General features: G+C 38.7%; 13 protein-coding genes. 8 read left to right on the forward strand and 5 right to left on the reverse strand.

The window, feature by feature from the left end; translation table 11 throughout:
- Positions 1–54: 54 nt before the first annotated feature.
- Positions 55–1,053: a tRNA dihydrouridine synthase DusB gene (gene dusB, locus ABXZ36_RS02265; RefSeq protein ID WP_354613840.1), complete on the reverse strand. Its 999-nt coding sequence runs from the start codon at positions 1,051–1,053 to the stop codon at positions 55–57.
- 54 nt (positions 1,054–1,107) lie between these two features.
- Positions 1,108–3,522 (reverse strand): outer membrane beta-barrel family protein, encoded by a 2,415-nt coding sequence (locus ABXZ36_RS02270; protein WP_354613841.1) that lies wholly within the window; start codon positions 3,520–3,522, stop codon positions 1,108–1,110.
- Positions 3,523–3,718: 196 nt separating this feature from the next.
- Between ABXZ36_RS02270 and lepA the strand changes: the two genes are divergently transcribed.
- Positions 3,719–5,515, forward strand: coding sequence for a translation elongation factor 4 (lepA, locus tag ABXZ36_RS02275; protein ID WP_354613842.1), 1,797 nt, complete (start codon positions 3,719–3,721; stop codon positions 5,513–5,515).
- Between the two features lie 60 nt (positions 5,516–5,575).
- Here lepA and ABXZ36_RS02280 read toward each other — a convergent pair whose 3' ends face one another.
- Positions 5,576–7,420, reverse strand: a complete 1,845-nt coding sequence (locus ABXZ36_RS02280; protein WP_354613843.1) for a cation:proton antiporter — start codon at positions 7,418–7,420, stop codon at positions 5,576–5,578.
- Between the two features lie 108 nt (positions 7,421–7,528).
- Between ABXZ36_RS02280 and ABXZ36_RS02285 the strand changes: the two genes are divergently transcribed.
- Both ABXZ36_RS02285 and ABXZ36_RS02290 read left to right on the forward strand, forming a co-directional pair.
- Complete coding sequence (locus tag ABXZ36_RS02285; protein ID WP_354613844.1) at positions 7,529–8,392, forward strand: universal stress protein; 864 nt, start codon at positions 7,529–7,531, stop codon at positions 8,390–8,392.
- A complete protein-coding gene (locus tag ABXZ36_RS02290) occupies positions 8,389–10,617 on the forward strand; it encodes a SulP family inorganic anion transporter (protein WP_354613845.1) in 2,229 nt (742 codons plus the stop codon). The genes ABXZ36_RS02285 and ABXZ36_RS02290 overlap by 4 nt, the downstream gene beginning before the upstream one ends.
- 90 nt (positions 10,618–10,707) lie before the next feature.
- Here ABXZ36_RS02290 and ABXZ36_RS02295 read toward each other — a convergent pair whose 3' ends face one another.
- Positions 10,708–12,729: a cation:proton antiporter gene (locus ABXZ36_RS02295; protein WP_354613847.1), complete on the reverse strand. Its 2,022-nt coding sequence runs from the start codon at positions 12,727–12,729 to the stop codon at positions 10,708–10,710.
- Between the two features lie 246 nt (positions 12,730–12,975).
- Here ABXZ36_RS02295 and ABXZ36_RS02300 point away from each other — a divergent pair, with 246 nt between their 5' ends.
- The 3 genes from ABXZ36_RS02300 to ABXZ36_RS02310 are packed head-to-tail and all read left to right on the forward strand — an operon-like array spanning position 12,976 to position 17,367.
- Positions 12,976–13,836, forward strand: a complete 861-nt coding sequence (locus ABXZ36_RS02300; RefSeq protein ID WP_354613848.1) for an MBL fold metallo-hydrolase — start codon at positions 12,976–12,978, stop codon at positions 13,834–13,836.
- 21 nt (positions 13,837–13,857) lie between these two features.
- Positions 13,858–15,495 carry a S8 family peptidase gene (locus tag ABXZ36_RS02305; protein ID WP_354613849.1) on the forward strand — a complete coding sequence of 546 codons (1,638 nt, stop codon included), beginning with the start codon at positions 13,858–13,860 and terminating at the stop codon, positions 15,493–15,495.
- A 39-nt stretch (positions 15,496–15,534) separates the two neighbouring features.
- The gene (locus tag ABXZ36_RS02310; RefSeq protein WP_354614133.1) at positions 15,535–17,367 is read left to right on the forward strand and encodes a M1 family metallopeptidase; all 1,833 of its coding nucleotides are present in this window, start codon (positions 15,535–15,537) and stop codon (positions 17,365–17,367) included.
- A 241-nt stretch (positions 17,368–17,608) separates the two neighbouring features.
- Here the strand turns inward: ABXZ36_RS02310 and ABXZ36_RS02315 are convergent, their stop codons facing one another.
- Positions 17,609–19,459, reverse strand: coding sequence for a glutamate-cysteine ligase family protein (locus tag ABXZ36_RS02315; protein ID WP_354613850.1), 1,851 nt, complete (start codon positions 19,457–19,459; stop codon positions 17,609–17,611).
- Positions 19,460–19,590: 131 nt separating this feature from the next.
- On the opposite strand from ABXZ36_RS02315, the gene rnpA reads away from it, so the two are divergent.
- Both rnpA and ABXZ36_RS02325 read left to right on the forward strand, forming a co-directional pair.
- Entirely contained in the window at positions 19,591–19,977 is a 387-nt protein-coding gene (gene rnpA, locus ABXZ36_RS02320; RefSeq protein ID WP_354613851.1) for a ribonuclease P protein component, read from the forward strand.
- Entirely contained in the window at positions 19,961–21,589 is a 1,629-nt protein-coding gene (locus ABXZ36_RS02325) for a S41 family peptidase (protein WP_354613852.1), read from the forward strand. The genes rnpA and ABXZ36_RS02325 overlap by 17 nt, the downstream gene beginning before the upstream one ends.
- The last annotated feature ends 68 nt before the right edge of the window (positions 21,590–21,657 follow it).

Genomic DNA, 21,657 nt, shown 5'->3' on the forward strand with positions numbered 1-21,657 from the left:
ATTGATAATCAGTATAACTGTTCTCTAAATCAATTCAGTAAAAAATCTTATTTTTTATACGGTAGTGAACTGGTAATCTCCAAACATTTCCATTACCTCATCAAAGGCAGCAAAGACATCTTCGGCTTCGTCACTGGTCACCATTTTCATTCTGTATTCCTTAAAATTGGGAATACCTTTAAAATAATTAGTATAGTGCCTTCTAGTTTCAAAGACTCCAAGTTTTTCACCTTTCCAATCAATAGCCATCTGCAGGTGTCTGCGGGCAGCGGAAACCCGCTCTTCCATGGTGGGGGGATCTTTATGCGTTCCTGTCTTAAAATAATGCTTCACCTCATTAAAGAACCAAGGATATCCGATACTAGCACGTCCTATCATGGCGCCATCCAATCCATATTCATCACGCATTTTCATGGCCATTTCTGGCGTGTCCACATCTCCGTTCCCAAAAATTGGAATATGCATTCTGGGGTTGTTCTTAACCGCTGCAATAGGTCCCCAATCAGCACTTCCCTTATACATTTGTACCCTAGTTCGGCCGTGTATGGAAATTGCCTTAATGCCCACATCCTGCAAGCGCTCCGCAACCTCAACTATTTTTATGGAATCGCTATCCCAACCCAATCTGGTCTTCACCGTTATGGGTAAGTGGGTACGTTTCACCATTTCCTCCGTAAGCTTTATCATCAAGGGGATGTCCTTTAAAATTCCGGCCCCGGCATTTTTGGACACTACCTTTTTTACAGGACAACCAAAATTGATATCGATGATGTCTGGATTAGATTTTTCCACGATATCTATGGATTGCAACATGGAATCTAGTTCTGCTCCAAAAATCTGAATACCCACAGGGCGTTCTCTTTCGTAAATATCCAATTTCATGACACTTTTTGCGGCATCACGAATTAAGCCTTCCGATGAGATGAATTCTGTATACACCACATCTGCACCTTGTTCCTTGCATAAGGCACGGAAAGGTGGATCACTAACATCTTCCATTGGCGCTAAAAGCAATGGAAAATCTGGCAGTTGAATATCTCCTATTTTTGGCAAACCCTTTTCTATTTTAGGAATGCAAAAATAGTAAATATCTCTTACATAAGAAGTTTAATTGACGCCTAACCGATCCCGCTCTATTTTATCGATGGTTCTATTGCTGTCTTTCAATCCGAAGTTTCCGAAATTATAAGTAAATCCAAAACGAATGAATTGGGTCTCAGGTCTGGGTAAATAGGAATTGTCTTGGTTCAAATATGTAGAGGTAAGTGTTCCATTGGCCCTTCCTAAAATATCTTCAGAAGAGAGTGAAATGGTAGCCCTGTTATTCCATAGTGTTTTACGAAGTCCAAAGGTTAGGTTGGTGGTTTCTGAGATCATGTAGGACCCCAAAAGGAACTTGGACAAATAATTAAGCCCCAATTCCCCTGTGAAGGTACCATCCTTGGAAAGGGTCAAATTATTGCCCAACCATAAAAACACTCCTTCTACTTCATTGGTCACTGGAATATTTCCGCTCTCTACCGCTAAAAAGGTTTCGTCTTCATGAAACAAGGAACTAATAGCAATAAGAAACCAATTTTTGGTAATAGATTTGATATAGGTGAGGTCTACCCCGTAGGAAGTGCTTTCAAGGGCATTCTGTCGCACTTCTCGAAGTGTTTGATTCTGGTTGTTCTGAAAGCTAAGTGTAGATATATACGCGCCATTATCCTTGTAGTATAAATCCAAGAAATACGCACCTTTATAGGTATAGTTAAAATTAAAATTATGGCTAAAATTAGGCCTTAAGTTGGGATTTCCCTGATTAAAATTATTTTCATTTAAAAAATAAAGAAACGGATTCAGATCCTGGTATTTGGGTCTGGATAGTTTACGACCGTAATCAAAGGCTAAAGAATGATTGTCAGATTGGGTATACAGGAGGTATAAGGAGGGGAAAAGCTCAAAGTAATCCTGTGTATTGATTTCCGTGACGCTAAAAGATCTTCCTTCAGCGTTGGTCTGTTCACCTCTCAGTCCTGCCTTAAGAGAAAACTTGTCCCAGTTCTGTACCATGGTAATATACCCTGCCAATACCATCTCGTCATAATCATAGATATCTGATAGGGAACTGTTCCTGATTTGGTTGTTGCCAACAACGTTAAAATAGTCTAAACCACTCCTAGAATTGATATTGGAAAATTTACCGCCACTTTCAAAAGACAAACTACCAAAGGTTGCTGCATAGTCTGCCTGACCTGTGTAAATCTGTATGTTTTGATCAGAATTGGTAAGGAAGCTGAAATTCCTAATAAAACTGTTATTACTATCAAAATAATCAGAAGATACTATTTGATTTTGGTCTACATGATAATCCGTATAATGTGCATTCAAAGACAGCGTAGCTCCTTCTTTTTTAAATCGGTGGACATAATTTAAGTCCACCGCCAGATTGAACTGGTCATTATTGAGGTTACTCCTAGAAACAAAGGTAGAGTCCAGTATATTCTGGGCATTCCGTATGAAGTTTTCAGATGTATTATCAAAGGTCTTGTTTGGAGAAACTGCTAAATTGGAGGTGATATTTAAAGAGTTTCTATCATCAATTGTGTAGTCCAATATAAGGTTTGCATTTTGTGCTACAGATCTGGTAGTCCTATTAAAAAATGTCTGCCATCTGGCAAATACCCCATTGTCGTCAATAAAATTTATATACCCGTTATTGTCCTTGTATTCCTTTCTGGGACTGATGGAATAGTTGGCGAAAACACTTAATTTATCAGTTTTAAAATAATGGCTGGTCCCAAAGTTGTATTTCGGATAAATGGCCTGTATATAATCCCCATTGACACTTCCTTTATAGCCTGGGGAGATATTCTTACTAGTGATAATATTTAATATGGGCCCTCCCTCAGCATCATAACTTGCAGGCGGGTTCATGATTACCTCAACAGATTTTATATTTGTCCCAGAGATGCCCTCCAATAAGTTTTTTATTTCGGTATTGGTAAGTTGTACTTTTCTGTTATTTAAATATATCGTTGGGGTCTGGTTTTTAATTTTCAATTGGTCATTCACCATAATTACCCCAGGTGTTTTCCTTAATACATCCCATGAATTCCCCAAGGAGGCAATCGTATTTTCTATATTAAAGATCAAGCGATCCGACTTTCGGACCACCGTTGGATTATTCGCTATCACTTCCACCCCATCTAAATCAATAGAACTATCCTCTATGATTATTGTCCCAATAGCAACGTTTTCCTTAACATCTACTGCTATTAAATTGGAGGTTGAACCTATGTAACTCGCTTTTACAAAATAAGTCCTAGGCTGTACATTGGAGATAAAAAACTTACCCGCCTCATCGGTAGAGGCTCCCATTATTACGGTAGAATCGGATACTTGAAGCAAAAGGACATTGGCAAAGCCCACCGCTTCATTATTTCTATCTTTTACGGCCCCAGTAACCTCAAAGGTTTGGGCAGATAGGCATAACGGCATGATCAGGGACATGATCAAAACTAAGAAGCTAAATTTCAAGATTTTGAGGTTGGTCACCAAAGCTAAGAAAATTTCTGAAGTGAACTACTACAAAATTTGTAATCTCTGCGATTATTAACTCCATTCTAGCCGTTTCGAGCTAATTTCTTGGGAACCGATATTTTATGCAGGTCAAATAAAGTATATTTGCATCGGCTTAAAACGTGTTGAATAGGCCATTTCAGCTACATCATTTATGAAGAACATTAGAAACTTCTGCATTATTGCGCATATAGACCATGGCAAGAGTACCTTGGCAGATAGATTATTGGAATTTACAGGCTCCGTGACAGATCGTGAAAAGCAAGACCAACTTTTGGACAGTATGGATCTAGAAAGAGAACGTGGAATAACCATAAAGAGCCATGCCATACAAATGGACTACACGCATAATGGGGAACAGTATGTCCTAAATTTGATAGATACCCCGGGCCATGTTGATTTCTCCTATGAGGTCTCTAGGTCTATTGCTGCATGTGAAGGGGCATTACTTATTGTTGATGCCGCACAGAGCATACAGGCACAAACCATTTCCAACCTTTATTTGGCTTTGGAAAACGACTTGGAAATTATACCTGTTTTGAACAAGGTAGATCTCCCCAGCGCCAATCCCGAAGAGGTGACGGATGATATTGTTGAATTATTGGGTTGCAAACACGAAGATGTAATTCCGGCTAGTGCCAAAACAGGTTTGGGAATTCAAGAAATCCTTACGGCTATTATTGAGCGTATTCCCGCTCCTAAGGGAGTTGTGGATGAACCATTACAGGCTTTGGTTTTCGATTCTGTTTATAATCCCTTCAGAGGGGTTGAAACGTATTTTAGGGTCATTAACGGAGAAATAAAAAAAGGACAGAAAATAAAATTTGTTGCCACTGGCAAGAGCTATTTTGCAGACGAAGTGGGTACCTTAAAACTTACGCAACATCCTAAGCAGGTGATAAAAGCAGGGGATGTGGGCTATCTGATTACAGGAATAAAAGACGCGAAGGAAGTAAAGGTAGGTGATACTATTACGGATTTTGCCAAACCAACAATAAACCCGATCAGTGGGTTCGAAGATGTAAAACCAATGGTTTTTGCTGGAATTTATCCCGTGGACACAGAAGATTTTGAAGAATTGCGCTCATCTATGGAGAAGCTGCAGTTGAACGATGCTTCCTTGGTGTTTTTACCTGAAAGTAGTGCGGCCCTAGGTTTTGGATTCCGTTGTGGCTTCCTGGGCATGCTACACATGGAAATTATTCAGGAACGCTTGGAGCGTGAGTTTGATATGACCGTGATCACCACAGTGCCCAACGTAAGTTACCATGCCTTCTCCCGCAAGGACCCAACGGTTCCAGTAATTGTGAACAACCCAACGGATCTTCCAGACCCTTCTACTTTGGATCATGTTGAAGAGCCCTATATAAAAGCTACTATTATCACCAAGTCCGATTTTGTAGGAAACGTAATGTCCCTATGTATAGACAAAAGGGGCGTTATTACGCATCAGACTTATTTGACACCTGAACGTGTGGAATTGTCTTTTGATATGCCATTGGCAGAAATAGTTTTTGACTTCTATGACAGATTAAAAACAGTCTCTAAAGGATATGCCTCTTTTGATTATTCACCTATTGGGATGCGCACTTCAAAATTAGTGCGTGTAGACATTCTATTGAATGCCCAACCTGTGGATGCCCTTTCTTCCTTGATTCATGCTGATAATGCCGCCAATATCGGTAAAAAGATGTGTGAAAAGTTAAAGGAATTGATTCCTAGGCAACAATTCGATATTCCAATTCAGGCAGCTATTGGAGCAAAAATTATTTCGCGCGAAACTATTAAAGCACTCCGTAAAGATGTAACGGCAAAATGTTATGGAGGGGATATTTCCCGTAAACGTAAACTTTTGGAAAAACAAAAGAAAGGTAAGAAGCGAATGCGTCTAGTTGGTAACGTAGAAATACCTCAGCAGGCGTTTATGGCCGTATTAAAGCTTAACGATTAAAAGAAAACCCCCAAGAATAATTCTTGGGGGTTTTTTAATTCACTTACCCTACGGATCTTCTTACCGATCGTCATTGTCCTTATCCGATTCCATTATTTTTCCGAGATAGACCAATTTAGACCCTTCTCCTATATCTTCAAACTCTTTACTAAAAGAAGGAATAATCTTTAAATCGCCATTCTTCGTCTTTAAGAATATAGGCACCATGTTTTTATCCGATTTGGTAATTTCAATCAGTCCTTCGTAATGTTCCTTGTCATTAACCTCTACCTCGTGAATTGATGGATATAGCCTAGATGCCTCCATTAGTTTAATGAAATCATCTGTATGGGAAAAAAGGCCTTCTTTGGGGTTGTTTTCTGGATCGTTCATCTCATCTCCCGAAACCAATCGAAAAGAACCATTTTCCCCAAACTGATCTTTAAATTTTTTAATGGCGAACATATTGATATCAGAATTTCCTGTAAGAGCCATTAAGTATCCCATATCATTCAATTCAATATTATCGGTAAGAGAATCAGAATAGATATTTGCCGTCATGGCCTCTAATCCCATTTTTTTTGCCTTCTCTACATTAGATTGGTTGTTATCTATAAGCACAACATGGCGTTGATTCTTTTGCAGGTACCCGGCAATTAACCTAGAAGCCTTGGATGCCCCAATAATCAATATACCTTCCGACTTGGTCAAAAACACCCCAACCAATTTGGCAAATAATCGGGCCGTAGTTGCATTTAATAACACCGTCCCCAAAACTACAGTAAATACAACAGGTGTTATATATTCGGCTCCGGGTTCCCCATTGGCCAATAATTTGGAGCCAAAAAGCGAAGCAATACCCGCGGCAACAATTCCCCGCGGGCCTACCCAGCTTATGAATAGTTTTTCCTTAAAATTAAGATCAGATCCAGCAGAACTGAGAAATACGCCCAAGGGTCTAATCACAAAAACGATTATGGCTAAAAGTACTACCATTTGCCAATTAAAAATAAGCTCCAATTCCTGTAAGTTGATATTGGCTGCCAACACTATGAATAAGATAGATATCAATAATACACTTAAGGATTCTTTGAAATATAATAATTCCTTAAGATTTGGAAGGTTAATGTTTCCCATTACAAGGCCCATGACCACAACCGCCAGTAACCCTGATTCATGTGCAAATATATCCGATTCTACAAAGACCAATAAGACCACTGAAAGCGACACCACATTAAGTAGGTAGTGGGGTATGAAATTCTTTTTGATAGCAAAGGCCAAGGCATGTGCAAATGTAAATCCGAAGGTAGTTCCAAATAAGAGGATTTTCCCAAATTCAACCAATGCTGTTTGTGTATAGGCCTCCCCCTCTCCAACACTTATAAATTCAAATACCAATACCGCCACTAATGCGCCAATTGGATCTATAAGTATCCCTTCCCACTTCAAAACCGCAGAGACATCTTTTTTTAAGGGGATATTCCTAAGGATTGGGGTTATGACCGTTGGACCGGTTACAATAATAAGGCCGGAAATCAAAAAAGAAATTTGCCAGCTTAATCCAAATATAAAATGAGCCGAAATACCGGCTCCAAAAAATGTCACTAAAGAACCTAGGGTTATCAACTTGGTTATCACAGGACCTACATTCGCAATTTCCGAGCGCCTCAATGTTAGCCCACCCTCAAAAAGAATAATACTGATGGCCAAGGAAACAAAATAATAAAGTCCATCTCCGGGAAACAATCCCTTTTCGCCATTCCAGATAGGCTCTATCCATTTTTCGCCATTCTCAGTTAGCAGGGTTGATACAGGTCCAACGAAAAGACCAATTAAAATAAGGGGTAAAATAGCAGGTAGTTTTAATCTCCATGCCACCCATTGGGCCAGAATTCCAAGTATAATTATTCCCGCTAATTCAACCATTCAATTTTTTTGTGAAATTTAATGTTTTTATTTTAAAAATGTGTGCTATAACTCTTCCTGATAGTGCTCTAGTTTAATATTTGTTATCTTGAGGCCCAAACGGGATTTATGAACGATGGGCACCAATCTTTTAAGAAAATTTTATTTGGTTTTGCATTCTCTCCAAAACTCAAAATAAACCTATTAGAGACCACCCGAATCGCACATCTTTTTAACGCCACATTAATTTTGATCCATGTAGGGGAAAGAACAAAGGAGAAAGAAGACGAAATTCATTCTTTATTAAAAGAAATAGAGCCCAGTGGTCTTTCAATAGAAATACAATGGAAAGATGGAAAACCAATAAAGACGATCCGCCAGGCCTGTGTTGATTTCAAAATTGATCTTTTGATACTGGGAGCCCTCCAGCATGAAAATATGTACAGGTTTTATGTAGGATCCATAGCCAGGAAATTAACGCGACAGGTTTCCTGTTCTGTTCTCTTGCTTATAAGACCTTCTGAAATACGCGTAGCTTGCAACCACTTGGTGGTTAATGGCCTAAATGCTCCAAACACTTCCAAAACCATAGCTAGCGCCTTCTATGTAGCCAATACCCTAGGAGCAAAACAAATTACCATCGTAGAGGAAATTTTAAACAAAGAGATTCATGTAGCCGTTGAAGATGATCGTTCCCTTAAAAAAGCCTCCATTATAAAGGAGCGTTTAAAGCACAGAGAAGAATCTAGGGTCCGCAAAATTGTCAGTGCTCTTCCAAAAATATTTACACAGTCCATAAAAATTAAGAATCAAAGTATATTTGGGAAAAGAGGGTATTCTATAGGCCATTACGCCGAAGTAGTTCGTGCTGACCTGTTGGTTATGAATGCACCATCAAAATCATCTGTTTTTAACCGTATTTTTCCACATGACATTGAATATATTTTATCCGATTTACCAACCGATTTATTGATTATACGAAGCCAACCGTGACACCAAGAAATACAAGCCAGACTAAAAATTTTATCTATTCCTTACCTAAGAACATTTTTTCAGGGTTTGTGGTTTCTCTTATTGCCCTACCTCTTGGACTAGGGTTGGCGATAGCGAGTGATGCTCCCCCAATTTCTGGTATCATAGCTGCTGTTGTGGGCGGTATTGTGGTTTCTATTCTCGGTGGGTCCAATGTAACCGTTACTGGTCCTGGCAACGGCTTAGTGATTGTTTTATTGGGAGCCATAACTACCCTTGCCAATGGTGATCTGTACCAAGGATATCTATTTACGTTGGCGGCCATAGTGTTTTCGGGAATTTTAATGCTACTCTTAGGATTTTTAAAAATGGGAAAATTGGCAGATTTCTTTCCTGCCTCTGCCATAGAAGGGATGCTCGCAGCCATAGGTTTGGGTATACTTGCTAAACAATTTCATATCATGATTGGGCACAATAATGAGCATGGAAGTATACTATCTCTTTTGCTTCAAATCCCTACGGGGATAATGGAACTACTAAATTCAAACAACAATGCAGAACATATTGCTGGTGGAATTGGGATATTGAGTCTTTTAATAATGATTTATTATTCTAAAATTAGAAACCGATACTTTCAATTGATTCCGGCTCCAATGTGGATCTTGATCCTTACAGTAGGATTCAGTTATATATTGGTGCCCTTAAACGTTCCTTATCCTTTGAAAGCTTCATTTTTAGTGAACATTCCCAATAACGTATTCTCTAGTTTGGCCTTCCCTGATTTTTCATTAGTCCTTAAAAAAGAATTTTTGATTGTTGTTTTTGCTATAACCTTAATTTCAAGTATAGAGTCCTTATTGAGCATTAAAGCAGTGGACAAATTAGATCCAGAGAATAGAAGGTCCAATGTAAATAAAGATTTAAAAGCATTAGGATTAGCAACTATCGCAAGTGGTCTTCTGGGAGGGTTAAATGTTGTCACTGTCATTGCAAGAAGTTCTGTAAACGTGAACAACGGTGCCACCAATAGATCTTCTAATCTTTTTCATAGCCTATTCTTGGTGCTCTTTGTCCTCCTTTTTCAAGAACAGCTACGCAAAATTCCCTTAGCAGCCCTAGCTGCTATCTTGGTATTCACGGGCTATAAATTAGCCACTCCCAAAAATTTTCGCAAAATAGCCAAAATAGGAAAAGAGCAAATTGCCATTTTTCTCACCACGTTAATCACTACATTGTTAACCAATCTAATTACCGGAATTAGTGCCGGAATCTTAATCACCATTTTGATTCATATTTTGATTAATAAAAGCTTTGGATTATTCTTCAGTCATTTATTTAAACCAAATGTGCTGCTTTTTAAGGAGCACATCGGAGGAAGCTACTATGTAAGTGTTAAATATTTTTGCAGTTTTCTCAATTTCTACAAACTGAAGTACAAATTGGATATGATTCCCGAATCTGAAGATGTCATTCTAGACCTCTCTATGTGCAGTTTCGTAGATCATACCGTGATGGAGGGGCTAGCAAATTATGCTGACACCTTTGCTGGTAAAGGCGGAAGTTTAGAGATTATTGGACTAGACAAACATGAGGCCGACTCCAAGCATCCTTTTGCCATTCGGAAAATTTTACCTTTCCGAGCCTTAAAACCTATAGAGCGCTATTTCACAAAACGTCAAAATCAGCTAAAGGCAACAGCTAAAGAGTATCATTGGGGTTATATTCCAAAGAAAAGCACTGACACCCTTTTCCTGGAACATTTTGTATTTTTCAAAACCCGAAAAATTAATTATTCCTATAACCATTTATCTGACCCCAATGGCATATTCAACGTATTTGATGTTGAATTTACTGAGGGAGAGTTCATCGCTAAGGAAGTAGTAAAGACAACTATTGTACATGTTCATTTACAAAACACCATTCCCATATTTTCTTTGGATAGGGAAGGGCTTCTTCATTTTGTTTATCACTTGGCAGGATTTGAGGATATGCACATAGAAAACCATCCCGACTTTAACAGGCGATTTTATTTGAGTGGCGAAGACATTCCCGCATTGGAAGGGCTGTTCACCGACGAGCTTATACTGTTTTTTGAAAGTAACCCCTATTACCATGTTGAGTCTAACGGCACAACGTTATTGATTCAAAAAAAGGAGCGCCTATTAAGTGTACAGGAAATAAAGGCGATGATCTATTTTGCCCAACAGTTAATCCATGTCTTACAGCCTTTTGAAGTAGAAGTATGATTTTTTTAGGACTACACTTGGAATACAAGTTCGTATGATCCCAAACCCTAAAAGGGTAAGACCATTCTTCTAAAAAACCTCATTAAAAAGCTATGGATAAATGATAATTTTGCTATTATCCAAATACTTTTCTTCCAGTTTTGCTGTTAGGTTTTCCATCAAAGAAAGATGGGAGATGCCAATTCTCCTTGACGAAATAAATAGCAGTAAATCATCTCTTTCTATATCCTGCTTTCCTTCTAAAAAGGATTCCCAAATTTCAAGGGTATGAAATCTGTTTTTCCGAGAGATCTTATGCCTTTTTGTATATCTCCCAATTGCATTCTCGGTCTCCATATTACAATAAAATAAAATGCCTATACCTAGCTCTGTAGCCAGTTTGTTGAGCTTACCCATCCAAATATCGAATCCCTGTTCCAATTCTGCCAATGGGGGTAAAACCACAACTAGTCTTTTGTGATTGGATAAAGGCTTTGCAAAATGACAAACAAATATTGTTTTGTTGGTGTTAGCGAGAATCACTTCCAATTTCTTTCCAAAAAACTGATCAATGATCCCTGTGCGTTGAGGCCACCCAAGAATAATAATATTTGCCATTATTTCACGGGCTGTTCTGGCAATGCCACTAAAAATATTGAAATCTATTGCCGCTATTACCTCTGCTCGTGTTTCTGAGGCAGTGGCATGGTCTATCAATTGCTTTAATTTCTGTCTTGCTCTGGTGATATTCCTTTCCGCCTCCATATTATTGGGAACTACAGTAAGAATAGACAGCGGGTAACTAGATTTTTTATCCTTGATTAGAAGGGCAAAATCCAAAGCCTTTTCTAAGTTAATATTGTTGGCTATGGCCAATACAATATGTTCGTTTATTTGTTGGTTTTTGGCATAAGAATGAGTATTGTCTTCCATGTCTATCACCAAATTTTTTGCGGCTCGTTCCGTAACAAAAGAGGCTACAATACAAGTAACCAAAATTAAGATTACTGTGCCGTTCAAAATATTTTCATCCAAAATTTTAGCCTTATATCCCACTAATATAACGGCTAAGGTTGCTGCCGCGTGGGAACTACTGAGTCCAAAAATAAGTCTCCTTTGCAGCTTCGAATACTTAAATATCACCTGTGTAAAATAAGCAGCCAACCACTTACCTAAAAGAGCCACTACTGTTAATGTTGCGGCTACGATCAACGCCATTGGACCACTTAAGATGACGCTAAAATCTACCAGCATTCCAACACTGATCAAGAAAAAAGGTATAAACAAGGCATTTCCTATAAATTCTATACGATTCATAAGAACAGATGAGTGAGGGATAAGCCTGTTAAGTGCTAATCCGGCAACAAATGCCCCTATAATTGGTTCCACCCCTGCCAATTCAGCCAAGAAAGCCGCAAAAAAGACAATGGCCAAAACAAAAATATAATGGGAGTGTTTTTCACTTTCCAATTTTTTAAAAAACCATTTGGAAACCCGAGGGACTACCCCAAACATAATCAGCATAAAAATAAATAGCGAAATAAAGAGTTTAAGCCAAAAAACATAGGTTAAACTTCCTTCATGAGACCCAACAAGTACTGCTAAAATAATGAGCACTGCAGTGTCGGTTAAAATAGTTCCTCCCACCGTGATAGCAACCTCTTGATTTTTGGTGATTCCTAGCTTGCTTACGATGGGATAGGTAACCAAAGTGTGTGTTGCGAACATGCTAGCAGTCAATAAACTCGCATTAAAGTCGTATCCTAAAAAATAATAACACACAGGAAAACCAAGTCCCAAAGGGATACTAAAAGTAAATAGCCCAAACCAAATGCTTTTATTCCTGTTGGTTTTAAAATCATTTAGATCCAGATCTAATCCTGCAATGAACATGATATATAAAAGTCCAATAGTGGAAAACAGATCTACAAAGAGACTTTTCTCCAATAAATTAAAACCATTAGGACCAATGATAGCCCCTGAAATAATTAAGCCTATTATTCCTGGAATCCTTAATTTGTTCATTAGAATGGGTACCATTAAAATGACAAATAGTATCAATGAAAAAATGAGCACAGGCTTTTCCAACGGAAATTTAAAATGATGCATTACCTGCTCTACTATTTCATCCATTTTACCTCAATTAAATCAACCCTTAAATCTAATCAATAATCTGACTCACCCCCAAGTATTTATGACATTGCACTCCGTAATATCTTTATTGCCCCACAACAAAAAAATTTATTTTTACCATAGAAATCTAAGACCGTAAATCGCAATGAAAATTAGTTGAAAAATGTTAAAAAACCACTAATAAAGTGCGCTTTATGAATATAATCCTATTTGCTTTTCTTAATTTGCGTCAATTGTTTTGAGCCTATGAAATTATATCCTATTGAAGCAGGGAATTTTAAATTAGACGGAGGGGCCATGTTTGGGGTCGTACCAAAATCCATTTGGAACAAGACCAATCCAGCAGATTCCAATAATATGATAGATATCGCCGCAAGGTGCCTCTTAATTGAAGATGGGAACCGCTTGATCCTTATAGATACGGGAATGGGCAACAAACAGTCAGATAAATTCTTCAGTTATTATTACCAATGGGGGGATCATTCTTTAGACAACTCTCTCAATAAATTGGGATTTCATAGGGATGATATTACCGATGTGTTCATGACCCATTTACACTTTGACCATTGTGGGGGAAGTATCCAATGGAACAAGGACAGAACGGGCTATGAACCCGCTTTTAAAAACGCGACTTTCTGGACCAATGAAGACCACTGGAAATGGGCTACTAATCCAAACCCTAGGGAGAAAGCTTCCTTCCTTAAAGAAAATCTGTTACCCATGCAAGAAAGCGGACAGCTCAAATTCCTTGAAAGAAGCAATTCCCCTTTTATGCATAAATCAGAACTCGGTTTTGGTGTCTTATTTGTAGATGGGCATACGGACAAACAAATGATCCCTCACATAGAATACAAAGGTAAAACTTTGGTCTTTGCCGCAGATCTGCTTGCTACAGCTGGGCATATTCCTTTGCCCTATGTTATGGGTTATGACACGAGGCCCTTGTTGACCATGGGCGAAAAAGAACTCTTTTTAGACAATGCCGCAAAGAATAACTTCCATATTTTTTTGGAACACGATGCGCACAATGAAATATGTACCCTTCAACAAACGGAAAAAGGGGTACGCTTAAAAGACATCCATTCCTTTGATGCAATTTTTAACTAACTCAATAAATTATTTCAACTAATGACAATTACATTTTCTAAGTCTTTTTGGGGACTGTGTTCAGCCTCAGTTTTTTTGATTGGGTGCGGTGGTTCTACTGGATTAATCTCTACTCCCATTGAAAACATAGATGCCGTTCCTTTAAAAGTTGCGGAACTTACGGAAGCACAAAAAAGGAATTGGGGACATACAGACCTATTGTACGATACCATTCCCGGAATGAGTGTGGACAGGGCCTATAGTGATATAATAGGAACTAAAAAAGGAGAAAAAGTTATCGTAGCAGTTTTAGATTCTGGAATAGACTTAGATCATGAGGACCTAAAAGCTGTTATTTGGTCCAACACAGCTGAAATTGCAGGGAATGGAAAAGATGACGATAATAACGGTTACATTGATGATCTCCAAGGTTATAACTTTCTAGGAGAATCTTATAATGAACAACTAGAACACACCCGAATAGTCTCTAAAAAGATTGGGGATGCCAATTTACAGGCTAGGGCCAAAGCCAAATTAGACAATGCCTATACCGAGGCCTTGCAAAGCAAACAACAGTACGAACAAATATTCCAAGCGGTAAAAAATGCCGATGTGGCAGTAAAAGAAAAATTAGGTAAGGAAGAATATACCAAAACAGATGTATCGGCCATTAAAACAGATGACGCTTCTATGCAACAACATGTAGGCATATTGCTTCAAATGTTCAACTATGGGGAAAACATCCCAGAAGTGATGAAGGAGCTTGAAAACGGAATTAAACACTTTTCCGAAAGTCTTAACTACAACCTCAATGTAGCCTTTAATGGAAGGACTACAGTTGGCGATGACCCCTATAATTTAATGGATACTACCTACGGTAATGGTAATCCAAAAAACAGGATGGAAGAGGAAAACCATGGTACCCATGTAGCTGGTATTATTGCTGCTGAACGCAATAACGGAAAAGGTGCCAATGGCGTAGCAAACAATGTGGCCATAATGAGTATCCGTGCGGTTCCTAATGGAGATGAATACGATAAGGATATAGCCTTGGGAATACGTTATGCAGTGGATAATGGTGCTAAAATTATTAACGGTAGTTTTGGAAAGTCATTTTCCCCAAATGCCGATTGGGTATACGATGCCATTAAATATGCAGCCTCTAAGGATGTGCTTTTTGTACATGCCGCAGGTAACGACGGACTTAATTTGGATGATCCAAAGAACCCAAACTTTCCCAATGATCAGGTTAATAACGGAGCTGAAATAGCCGACAACGTTATCACCGTTGGTGCTTTGACCAGTAAATATGGTGGTGAAATGGTAGCCTCATTTTCTAACTATGGAGTTATAAATGTAGATGTTTTTGCTCCCGGAGCGGCTATCTACTCTACGGTTCCAAACAATGAGTACGCGTTTTTGGGAGGCACTTCCATGGCGGCACCAGCTGTAGCGGGAATAGCAGCACTTATCCGTTCCCAATACCCTGACCTCAGCGCCCCTCAAGTAAAAAAGATCATCATGCAGTCGGGGATTACAACCAATACATCTGTTATTTTGGACGGTGACCCATCTAAAGCCAGCCCATTTAATAAAATTTCCAAATCTGGAAAAATGGCCAATGCTTACAATGCATTAATATTAGCAGAACAAGTATCTAAAGGAAAAATCAAACTATAACAAATGAAGGATAATAAAGGTTTAGTGTTAGGGCTTTTTATGGCCATAATTTCAGTGTCCACCTCCTTGTGGGCTCAAAATAATACCAGTTATTGGCAACAGCATGTAGATTACACCATGAAGGTGGATATGGATGTGGAAAATTTCCGGTACACCGGAACGCAGACGTTGGTTTATACCAATAATTCCCCTGATGTTTTAGACAGGGTATATTACCACCTATTTTTCAATGCCTTTCAACCAGGTAGTGAAATGGATATCAGACTGCAGGATGTTGAAGACCCAGATAGTAGAATGTTTGTAGATGGCAAGAGTAGGATAGCTCCGCTTACCCCAGAAGAAATAGGATATCTAAAGGTAACTTCCTTAACGCAAGATGGGGCAGAAACCTCATTTGTAGAGGAAGGGACGGTTCTTGTAGTAGAATTAGCAAATCCTATTCAGCCAGGTGCTAAGACCACTTTTGAAATGAATTTCAATGGACAGGTTCCTATTCAAATTAGACGATCAGGAAGGAACAATGCTGAAGGCGTTGCACTATCTATGAGTCAATGGTATCCAAAATTGGCAGAATATGATTTTGAAGGATGGCATGCAGATCCTTATATCGCTAGAGAATTCCATGGCGTATGGGGAGACTTTGACGTCTCTTTAACCATAGATAAGAAGTATGTAATAGGAGGCTCAGGATATTTACAAAACCCACAAGAAATTGGTCATGGATATGAAGCCCAAGGGACTAAAGTAAAAAAGCAGAAAGGAAAAACATTGACTTGGCATTTTAAGGCACCCATGGTGCACGATTTTATGTGGGCAGCAGATCCTGATTACCTTCATGATACGCTACAGGTAGAAAATGGGCCAATGCTTCATTTCCTTTATAAGAACAACCCAGAAATAATAGAAAACTGGAAAAAACTTCAGCCTAAGACCGCTGAAATGATGGCGTTTTTTAGTAAAAATGTAGGTAAATACCCTTATGATCAATATTCCGTAATCCAAGGTGGTGATGGTGGAATGGAATATGCCATGAGCACCTTGATAACCGGAGAACGTTCTTTTGGAAGCTTGGTAGGGGTTACGGCTCATGAAATGGCTCACTCCTGGTTCCAACATATTTTGGCTTCAAATGAGTCCAAGCACGAATGGATGGATGAAGGATTTACCTCTTTTATTTCTGGCCTTTACATGAACGAGTTTATGGGCGAGAAAAAAGACAATCCATTTGAGGGTGCCTATAAAGGGTACTACAGATTAGTGGCTTCTGGAAAAGAACAGCCTCAGACAACGCACTCTGATAGATATGCCTTAAATTTTGCCTATGGGGTTACTGCCTATAGCAAAGGAGAAATATTTTTGGCACAATTAGGATATGTGATCGGGCAAGAAAAATTAATGGAAACCCTTCATAAATATTATGACGACTTTAAATTTAAGCACCCAACCCCCAATGATATTAAAAGAAGTGCAGAAAAAGTATCAGGGATAGAACTGGATTGGTATCTGATAGATTGGACACAGACCACAAATACCATTGATTATGGCATAAAAGCCGTAGAGGAGATGGACGGTAAGACCAAAGTAACCCTAGAAAGAATAGGGCTTATGCCAATGCCGCAGGATATTCTTGTTGTTTATGAAGACGGTAGCCAAGAAACTTTTTATGCGCCTTTAAGAATGATGAGGGGCGAAAAAGAAAACCCATATCCTACTTTGAACAGAACGGTTTTGCCAGATTGGCCATGGGCATATCCTACCTATGATTTCACTATAGACAAACCGGTAGGCGAAGTAAAGGCAGTTGTCCTTGATCCGTCACAACTAATGGCGGATATAGATAGGGAAAATAATTTCTTCCAAAAAGAGGAATAAAACTAACTAGCACCCTTAAAGAGTTCATTAATGCCCTTTTTAGGGTATACGATACGACCCCGTTTAAAGCCCTATCTAAGGTGTTTTAAATGGGGTTCTTTTTTGAAATACTTCTTGGATCGCCCTACAGCCAGAGGGTTTGTTGCCGTGAATTCCACCAAAAAAACTAAAGTAGGCCCATTTTGATTCCCTTTCAAATGGCCAATAAGCCTTTCTTCCTGACCCTTGAATGTTAAAAAGTTCATAGGTCGTTGATAGTAATAATGCCCACTAGTTTTTTTCCACGCACCACGGGAAGGCAGTTAATAGCTTTGGATTGCATAACGCTCTTTGCCTTGGCCAATTGCTCATCCTCGGTAATAGTAATTAGTTGTGTCTTCATTATATCTCGAATACTCTGTTCCAGCTCTCCTGGTTTTCCCAAAAACTGTTCTACATCTGTCCAGGTCAATAGTCCTACCAAATCCAAATTATTGTCAAGAATAGGCACATGGTGTATGTTTTTCCACTGCATCATTTTCAACACCAATTCCGCACTGTCGTTTTCTTGAGCGGTTATGGCTTTGGTGTTCATGGCCTGACCTACTTTAGAGAATTCTTGTTGGATAATGTGTTCATCTCCCCTTGGCAATTCCCAAGCATCAACAGTATACCCTTTCTTTTGCTGTTGATACATAGATGCTGTTAAAATTACCAAGGCATTCAGGGATTTGTGCTCTTTTCTTAATTTTCGATATGCCTGTACCGTCCATCTGGATCCATTGTAAGATTTTATCCTTTTCTCAATGATGGTCAAATAATGTTCCGCATCTTCAGGTGCTACGTCCATTGCGTACAACCCTCTATAGGCCATAGGTAATAGTTGATCCATGAGCAGGTCTTGGCTGGAGACTAATTTTTCGCCCCAATAGAATTGGGCCGCCATCCCATATCTGGCAGCATTGTAAAAATTGGTCTTTACATCCTTAAAATCCATTTTGGTGTGGACGTCATTGTACTTTTTTGGCCTTCCCCTCATTATGCCCACCCAAAACATCATATTGGCAATTTCATCGTCTGTGGTGGGTCCGGAAGGAATATACCGGTTTTCAATACGTACATGTGGTTTGCCCTTGGAAGCCCCATAACAGAGTCGGTTCCATTTGTATACCGTACCATTGTGCAAGTTAAGGGCCCTCAGTTTTGGTGTTTTACCTGCCTTCAGTTCGCTCAAGCTATCGGTCTCGAAATTTGTGGTCAACATACTCCTGAAACCTACAATGGATTCCTTATAGAAATCCACAATGCTTCCTTTGGCCCAGTCGTTACCAAAATTTACCCTTGCCTCCCTTTCATTCAGTAAAAAGGTGCTTGCCCTTGTATCTACACTTTGGGTAAAAAGGGCAATCCGTGTTTCTTGCCATAGTTCCCTTCCCATAAGCATGGGTGCGTTGGTGCATATAGCCAGTAACGGTCCGGCAATGGCTTGTGACCAATTATAAGTATCCCTAAAATCATCAGGATCTATCTGCAAATGAGATTGGTAACTGGTATTGCACCCTTCGTATAACACGGAATCATGGTGTACATTGAGCTCATCCACTCCTTTGATATGAAGTTCAAAATCGTTTTTTCGCATCTCCTTTACAGCCTCGTTCAATATTTGATAGCGCTTAATTGGGGTCATATAAGGGAGATCTAAGTGTTTTTGGGTTATTGTGGGGAGTATTCCAGTAAGAATAATTTTATTACTGTGTTTTTCTGCGACCTCTTCTGCCATTTTCAATAAGTCATCCAATTGCCTGTGCATATCTGAAAAACAAAAGCCTTTTAAAGCCAAGGGATCCAGATTGATCTCCAAATTGTACAAAGCTATTTCCGTGGTAAAATGGGGATCATTTATTTTCTCTAAAATTTCCAAGGCCTTATTTGAAGGTTGCCATGCCCTGTCTACCAAACAGAATTCCTGTTCACCCCCAATACGGATGGGGGTTTTCTCGAACATATCGTTTTGCAGCATATGCTCCAAGGCTTCTATATCCGTTAGTAGCTGTTTTATGTACTTGGAATTATTTGGGCTCTTCAGTAATGCCTCTACATGTAATTCTCCCATTCTCTTTCTTTTTTATTGATGTTCTGTAGCTTAATTAAATCCTCTTACAAATTAACCTCCTTTGAATTTTTGACCTATGATGTATGTCATAAATTAGAAGCTGTGGTTTTTATTTTTACTTTTACGCCACCATGTCATTTACACTCCATAAAAAAGAAAAATTAAAGAGTAAGAAGCTCATCGAACAGTTGTTTGCTGAAGGGAAAAGTGTTTCCAATTATCCCGTAAAACTCATCTATCTTAAAACTGTACATGATGATGGTTCTAAAATTAAAACAGGGGTTACCGCATCGAAAAGAAATTTCAAAAGTGCCGTAAATAGAAATCGGATAAAAAGGCTGATGCGCGAATGTTATCGTTTAAACAAACCTTTAATTTTTAACAACATAGTGGGCGACTATGCGTTTATGTTTTTATACCTTGGTAAAGATATGCCCACTTATGAGCATTTGGAAGCTACCTTTAAGCTCCTTTTTAAAAAACTTATAATAAAAGAGAATCATGAAAAGCTCAATTAAAAAAAAGGTTCTTATCCCTATTATAGCCCTCGTGTTTCTTGTAGTAGGGTCCAGTTTTAAAAGTGATTTCTTTGAAATTGCCAAGCAGATAGAAATTTTCACCACCTTGTTTAAAGAGCTGAACATGAACTATGTGGATGAGACCAATCCTGCAGAACTCATGGACAATGCCATTAAAAATATGTTGGAAGGTCTTGATCCCTATACCAAATTTTTGAATGAACAGGATGTTGAGGCTTATAAAATCAATAATGCAGGCGAATATTCAGGTATTGGTGCCATTGTAAGGTCCTATAAGGATAAATTAGTGGTCATAGAGCCCTACAAAAACTATCCTGCAGATAAAGCCGGTTTAAAAGCGGGGGATGAAATCATCAAAATAGGAGATATTGGCATCTCTGAATTTAAGGATGATGGAAGCGAACTTTTAAAAGGAGCTAATAATACCTCTATAGAAGTGACTTATAAAAGACAGGGACAAACCAGTACAACCACTATTGTTAGAGAAGCTATTGAAGTGGACGCGGTTCCTTATTATAAAATGGTAGATGCCAAGACAGGATATATCGTATTGGCAAAGTTTAATCAGAAAGCATCTGATCAGACAAAAGAGGCCTTGATCAATTTAAAAAATGAAGGAGCTGAAAAAATTATATTAGACCTCAGAGGTAATCCTGGGGGTTTACTTTCAGAGGCCATTAATGTAACCAATCTTTTTATTCCAAAAGGAGAACTGGTAGTCACCACAAAATCTAAAGTCAAAAAATTCAATAGGGAATACCATACAAAAAATCAGCCCGTAGATGAAAGTATACCACTTGTTGTCTTGGTCAATGGCAGAAGTGCGTCAGCTAGTGAGATTGTTTCAGGAAGTTTACAGGATTTGGATCGTGCCGTAATCATGGGAGCTAGAAGCTTTGGAAAAGGGCTAGTGCAAAGACCGCTAAAACTTACTTATGGAACACAGTTGAAGGTAACCATTTCTCGCTATTATACTTCCTCAGGTAGATGTATCCAATCTCTGGATTATTGGAACCGTGACCAGGATGGAAGAGCGGTAAAAAACACCAAGTTTACCGACTTTAAAACACGTAATGGTCGTAAAGTACAAGATGGGGGAGGCGTTTTGCCTGATATAGAGATAAGCGCTTTACGAACCAATGCCCTAACAGAAGGCCTAATAAATAGTAATGTAATTTTTGATTTCGCTACTCAATTTTACTATCAAAATAAATTGAATAGTCCATCTGATTTTAGTTTTTCCGATACCAACTTTCAGGCTTTTAAAACCTTTGTAAACCAAAGTTCTTTTAGCTTTGAGACCAAAACGGAAAAGGCTTTAAAAGAAGCCATGACCCCCGAAGAAAAAGCCATCTATGGAACAGAAGTTGAAGACGGACTTAAAAACTTACTGTTGCAAATAAACAAAAGTAAGCTCACCGCTTTAGACACTTATAAAAACGAACTTGAGAAAAATTTAGAGGACGAAATCATCAAACGCTATTTCTACAGAGAAGGTCTTTATGACTATTACCTTGGTCATGATGATGCAATTTTGGCAGCCAAGGCATTGTTAGCCGACACTTCCAAATATAAGGATATCCTGAAATAATCTTGAAATAGGATTAACAAATTAGTGATAAAAAGGTTAGGATTTGTTCTAGCCTTTTTGCTTTTTAT

Source organism: Sediminicola arcticus (assembly GCF_040566695.1).
Taxonomy (GTDB): domain Bacteria; phylum Bacteroidota; class Bacteroidia; order Flavobacteriales; family Flavobacteriaceae; genus Sediminicola; species Sediminicola arcticus.